5 protein-coding genes are annotated in these 5,353 nt (G+C 44.3%); 1 reads left to right on the top strand and 4 read right to left on the bottom strand.

Going from position 1 to position 5,353, the window contains the following annotated elements:
- Positions 1-49 precede the first annotated feature (49 nt).
- Positions 50-1,201 carry an aspartate carbamoyltransferase catalytic subunit gene (locus F6K38_RS34465; RefSeq protein WP_008178268.1) on the top strand — a complete coding sequence of 384 codons (1,152 nt, stop codon included), beginning with the start codon at positions 50-52 and terminating at the stop codon, positions 1,199-1,201.
- A gap of 20 nt (positions 1,202-1,221) precedes the next feature.
- On the opposite strand, the gene F6K38_RS34460 is transcribed toward F6K38_RS34465, so the two are convergent.
- The 4 genes from F6K38_RS34460 to F6K38_RS34445 all read right to left on the bottom strand — a co-directional run bounded on the left by F6K38_RS34460 (position 1,222) and on the right by F6K38_RS34445 (position 5,217).
- On the bottom strand, positions 1,222-2,112 hold the full coding sequence (locus F6K38_RS34460) for a DUF8581 family protein (protein ID WP_008178266.1): 891 nt from the start codon (positions 2,110-2,112) through the stop codon (positions 1,222-1,224).
- Positions 2,113-2,202: 90 nt separating this feature from the next.
- Positions 2,203-2,424 (bottom strand): hypothetical protein, encoded by a 222-nt coding sequence (locus tag F6K38_RS34455; RefSeq protein WP_287359625.1) that lies wholly within the window; start codon positions 2,422-2,424, stop codon positions 2,203-2,205.
- Positions 2,425-2,527: 103 nt separating this feature from the next.
- Positions 2,528-4,615, bottom strand: a complete 2,088-nt coding sequence (locus tag F6K38_RS34450) for a hypothetical protein (RefSeq protein ID WP_008178262.1) — start codon at positions 4,613-4,615, stop codon at positions 2,528-2,530.
- Positions 4,616-5,091: 476 nt separating this feature from the next.
- Positions 5,092-5,217: a hypothetical protein gene (locus F6K38_RS34445; protein ID WP_267871964.1), complete on the bottom strand. Its 126-nt coding sequence runs from the start codon at positions 5,215-5,217 to the stop codon at positions 5,092-5,094.
- Positions 5,218-5,353: the final 136 nt, after the last annotated feature.

Here is a 5,353-nt window from a genome sequence, read left to right as displayed (position 1 = left end):
AGCTGTCACGAGCAGCAAAACTAAGTTATTTAATTGCTTGACGACTTATATGGCAAATGCCACCTGGACTCGCCGCCATATTCTTGCCCTGGCTGATTTTACGCCAGATGAATACAATACAGTTTTACAAACTGCCTCTAGTTTTCGGGAAGTACTGTCCCGACGCACCAAAAAGGTACCTGCACTACAGGGTCACGTGGTTGCGAATTTGTTTTTTGAACCATCAACCCGTACTCGTAGCAGTTTTGAACTAGCGGCTAAGCGTCTTTCTGCTGATATCCTAAACTTTGCACCAGGAACGTCTTCCTTAAGCAAGGGCGAAACGATTCTTGATACAGCAAAGACTTACCTGGCAATGGGAACTAATATGATGGTGATTCGCCATCGGCAGGCGGGAGTTCCTCAAATTATTGCTACTGAGATGAATCGACTCGGTGTCCAGGTAAGTGTACTTAACGCTGGTGATGGTCAACATGAACATCCTTCTCAAGGATTGCTGGATTTGTTTACAATTTGTTCTTGCTTAGACTGGGACAATCCCCGCATAGAACTGCTTGCTGGAAAAAAAGTTACCATTGTTGGAGATATTTTGCACTCACGAGTTGCCCGTTCCAATATCTGGAGTCTCCTGGCGACAGGTGCAGAGGTTCATCTGGCTGGACCACCTACCCTACTTCCGCAATTATTTGCTGAATACAGTAGTACTCGTCTCCAACAACCTAGGGAAAAGCAACAGCAAGAGTTATGGGCTAAGTCTAGCCTTGGTCACCAGAGGCAGTACACCGAAACCCCTGTGATTTTAAAAACAACGGTACCGATCACAAGTCAAGCCAGCCATTCCCTTACGTCTACGCAACAGTTACCAATTAGTCATCCTAAGCTCTATATTCACTGGGACATTGAACCAGCACTAAAAGATGCTGACTTTGTCATGACCTTGCGGCTGCAAAAAGAACGTATGACGAGTCATTTGTTGCCTAGTTTGAGAGAATATCATCAGCGTTATGGGATTACCCGGGAGCGCCTCCAACTTTGCCAACCCAATGTTCACATTCTCCACCCTGGTCCAGTTAACCGAGGGGTTGAAATTAGTTCTGAGCTGATGGATGATCCCGAGATTAGCTTAATTCCTCAACAGGTGACTAGTGGAGTTGCGGTTAGGATGGCGCTGCTTTACTTAATCGGTAGTGGTAAGTTGTGACAGCTCATACCCTGAGTACATCAATTGCGCCAAGGTAAACCGTCACCATTACCCCATCTCACTGACCCCTGTACCAAACCCAAAATAAACTCTAGCAATCCTCTCCACTGCTGTTGACTAGCAGTGACTCCTTGCTTATGGATGTGTAGAATCAAATCTCGATCAGGATGGTTAACAATTTCCTGAGCATAGCGGTTGATCACATCACCATCTAGTTGAATCACAGTTTGGGCGCAAATTAAATCATTGATTGACTTGACATTTGCCCGTTGCTGTGAATTAGTTTTTAGCAATGCCTGATTCCGACTATCCAGTGCTGCTTTTAGTTCACTGAGCTTACGCAAACAACGCAAGAAACGATTGTTCTTAAGAATCTGTTGCGCTTGAAGCATTTCTTCTGAACTGCTGGTTTTAGTAGGGTTTGGTAGTCGGGTGTTAATTTGGTGCAATTCTACTGTTGGGTCGGTGAGGATTTCTTGGCCTCCTCTAGCCTGCTCTAGAACAGTGGGATCATACAAGGGTGAATGGGGATCACTCAGAAGCACGGTGTACTCTAGTTCTAAGGTTTTACGTAACTCAAGGTAGCGATCGCGTAAAGACTGATGAATTCCCTGTTGCTCTAGATAGTCTGCTGAGATCGGGTAAATATCCCGGTAAGTTTCCCAGGGGATGAACTTATCTCCCTTAATTTCCTCCACTACCATGGTGTTAACTTCTAAAGCTGTGATGTCAATCAAGACATCCCCCAAAGAGCCATAAAATTCATCAAGGGTTTGACCTAATCTAGAGGTAACATCAGGTGCGACCCGTGGCGAATTTAATTCGCCAAGGTCAAGGGCACCTCGTTTGAAAGGTGATGTTGCATCAGTAGTTGCTGGTTGCTTACGGTTTCTGGTCTTGGTCACGGCCATCGTAATTGTATAGTAACTACCCTAATATAAGTGGATATAAGTGGAAGAATTATCGTAAGCATTCAGCAGTCAGCCGTCAGCCGTCAGCCGTCAGCCATTCGCTACGCGAACAGTAGTGTGGCCATAAGCCATAAGCCATAAGCCATAAGCCATAAGCCATAAGCCATAAGCCATAAGCTGATAGCTGATAGCTGATAGCTGATAGCTGATAGCTGATAGCTGATAGCTGATAGCTGATAGCTGATAGCTGATAGCTGATAGCTGATAGCTGATAGCTGAATGCTTACGAATTATCGATTTCGACTCCTCCATGGAATCAAAATCGACCTAGGGCAGTCTGTAGATCACACTTAAGAGTATGATGTAAAGCTTACTGCTTATCCTTTAGCGCCAGAAAAAGCTAATTACCCCCAGATTAATCCTCTTTTTTACGTGGTTTTTTAATAAATAGTGACTCTTCTAGGCTAGGCCAATTATCATCATCAAGTTTTATGGGCTCAGATTCAGTCTGTTGTGCCACAGGAAAGTCAAACAAATCTTCCATGAGGTCCTCAGATGCTTTCTCTGATTGATCGGTGATCTCAGAGATTTCTAGAAACGGATCTAACTCTTGAGATTCATCCTGATTAACTTTATGGTTATCAGTTAGGTCATCAGTTAGGTCATTGGTCAGTTCTGAAGTATCTGGATCTTCCGAAGGTGCCGATAGATCCAAGCTATTTCCTAGAGATGGATAAGATTCCAGTTCATCAGTTGGGAAATCATCCCAGTCTTCATCAAGTTCTAAATCTGTTGCTGATCCATTGAGATTGCTTGGTGCAGTGAACGGATTAGCGTTTTTCGTTAATGTATCCCACTCATTATCCTCAGAGACATCCAATGAATCTATCTCAGGAGTGGTCAATTCTAGTGATGACTCCTGCGGTTGTTCCAACATCCAATCATCCCAATCCTCATTTTCTTCTAGCTCCAATGATTCTAGGCTAAGGATGTTAGTTTCTGCATCAATCTGTTGTGTGTCTTCTTCAAACAAATCACCCCATTCCTCTTCTAATTCATGGTTTGAAGCCTCAGTTGTGGGTTCTGGAGATAATGGTGTTGACTCCAAATCTTCTAATGTCAGGAGTTCCCAATTTTGATTATCCACTGCATCGGATGGCTTTAAATCAGCAGGTTCCGATTGTTCTTCAACGAATTCCTGCCATTGTTGATCAATTTCTGCATCTGAAACGTCTTGGTCACTTAGCTCCTGATCAGGCACAGATTCCAGTAATTCCCACATCGAGTCATCCCAATCGTCCTGTTCAGTTTCCGCTTCTAATGCCTGGGTGCTATCTGTGGATGGCATCAGTGAGGATTCCAGTTCGGCTGAGGGGACTTCTAGCAATTCCGGCTCAGTTTCTAGGAAAGAGTCGGGACTAGCCTGGGTTTCTTCTGGAACTGGGGGTGGAGGTACCAAGATTGACTCCAGTTCTGGTGCCGTATCCGGTAGGAAGTCAGGAATAATCTCTGTTTCTTCGTCAATGGGGGGTGGAGTTACCAAGACTGACTCCACTTCTGGAGCCGTATCTGGTAGCAAGTCAGGACTAATGTCTGTTTCCTCTTCAATGGGGGGTGGAGGTACCAAGACTGACTCACTTTCTGACCACCTATCCTGTAGGAAGTTTGCTATTGCTTCTTCCTCCTCCAATTCAGTAGTTTCTGGCAATTCATTACTCTCAGTAATCTCTGGAAACAAACCAGCGTCAGAAACTACTTCATCGACTACTTCATCGACCAATCCAGGTTTTATGATTGGCTCAGTTACGGTGTAGGGATTCATCAATGAATCATCAAGTTTCCCTGGGGTAGGAGTTGTTACAGACTCAAGGTCAGCAGAGATGGTTGGAGGTGTCTCTGGTGCTGCCTGAGTCGGTTCGACTTCGGCTGGGGGAGTTTCTGCTACTAACTCCGAGGCAGACGCAACTGCTGCTGCTGCCAATCCAGTCCCCAAAACCGCTTTAGTAACTGTATCGACACGATGCTCTGTCTGTGACTCGACTGACTCGACTGACTCTATGGCTACTCTAGTTTCAGTTACCGGTTCTATGCTTGGTAATAAATGGGTTTCGCCCCTAGGGGATTCAGGCTCTATAACCCCAGTAGTGCTAGTTGGGTAACCTAGAGTGAGTAGAACCTCAAAGAGCTTATGCAGACTCTTGAGGTTGCTCTGAATAATTTGATTGCCTTGAGCCACCTGATCATTGTGAAATTGCCGCAGTTCTCTATAGCGACCATTGCCGATAAACTGGTCTCCTACTTCATTATCGATGGCACCGTTAATAGTATCAATGCGGGTACACATACGATGACCAGGTTTTGCCTGGGCTGCATCTAAATCCGTATTGGTGTCAGCTACCCAGGTGGTAATTTTCAAATCAACTGCTTCGCTCAGGGCTAGGACAAGAGCCTCTTTAATATTCCCTGTCTTAAGGTATTGTCTGAAGTCATCGCTAGGAGCCATAATAATATACTCGCGCTTATTAGGGTAGTTTTGTAATTTAGTTTAGATTGACTAATAATAAATAGTTTTTGATATTCCCACGTCCACCCTTGGGTTATAGTGGTAGGATTCTTTAAAGGATATAGCTTTTGTTGAAAGTTTCTCAGTGACTGTGAAGACCCAACCGTCAACCGTCAACAAACACTTGGTTATTTAAATTCTTTAGGTTAAATTTATATCAGACCACAACCAGTTAAGCAACCTAGCAGTGGCCATTACTGCTGAACACTTTGCCTGTCGCCGAAGTAGCAGATCACCTCAATACATTGATTCAATCTTAGGCTTACTGGGTTAGGCTTGCTGGTATGTTTGTGGTATAATTAATAGGTTTTGCGTGGCATGCCAAGCCAAAGCAATGCGCGCCTTTGAATCAATTACCTTTAGCAGTTGTTATTCCCTGACGATAGTAGGTCTGTTTAACAGTAAGAATAACTAAATTATGCCTGAATTTCTGCATTTATGACCGTGGCTAAAGGGTTGGTCTCATTACCACGCAGGCTTAAACTGTGGTATTGGTAGTCACTTGGCTTGTTACGGTCGTTACCAGGGTTTTGCGATCGCATGGTTGGCATTCTATATGCTATCTGTCGCTATCTGTAGGGTGCGTTAATAAAGCAGCGTAATCGTTATAGCGGTTCTGATAGCAATGAGGTACACAGGATTTTTTTCCTATTCCCTATTCCCTATTCCCTATTCCCT

Origin of the sequence: Moorena sp. SIO3B2 (assembly GCF_010692525.1) — a bacterium.
GTDB lineage: Bacteria > Cyanobacteriota > Cyanobacteriia > Cyanobacteriales > Coleofasciculaceae > Moorena > Moorena producens.
The sequence above is the reverse complement of the archived record's forward strand: the minus strand, read 5'-3'. Positions and strand labels throughout refer to the sequence as shown.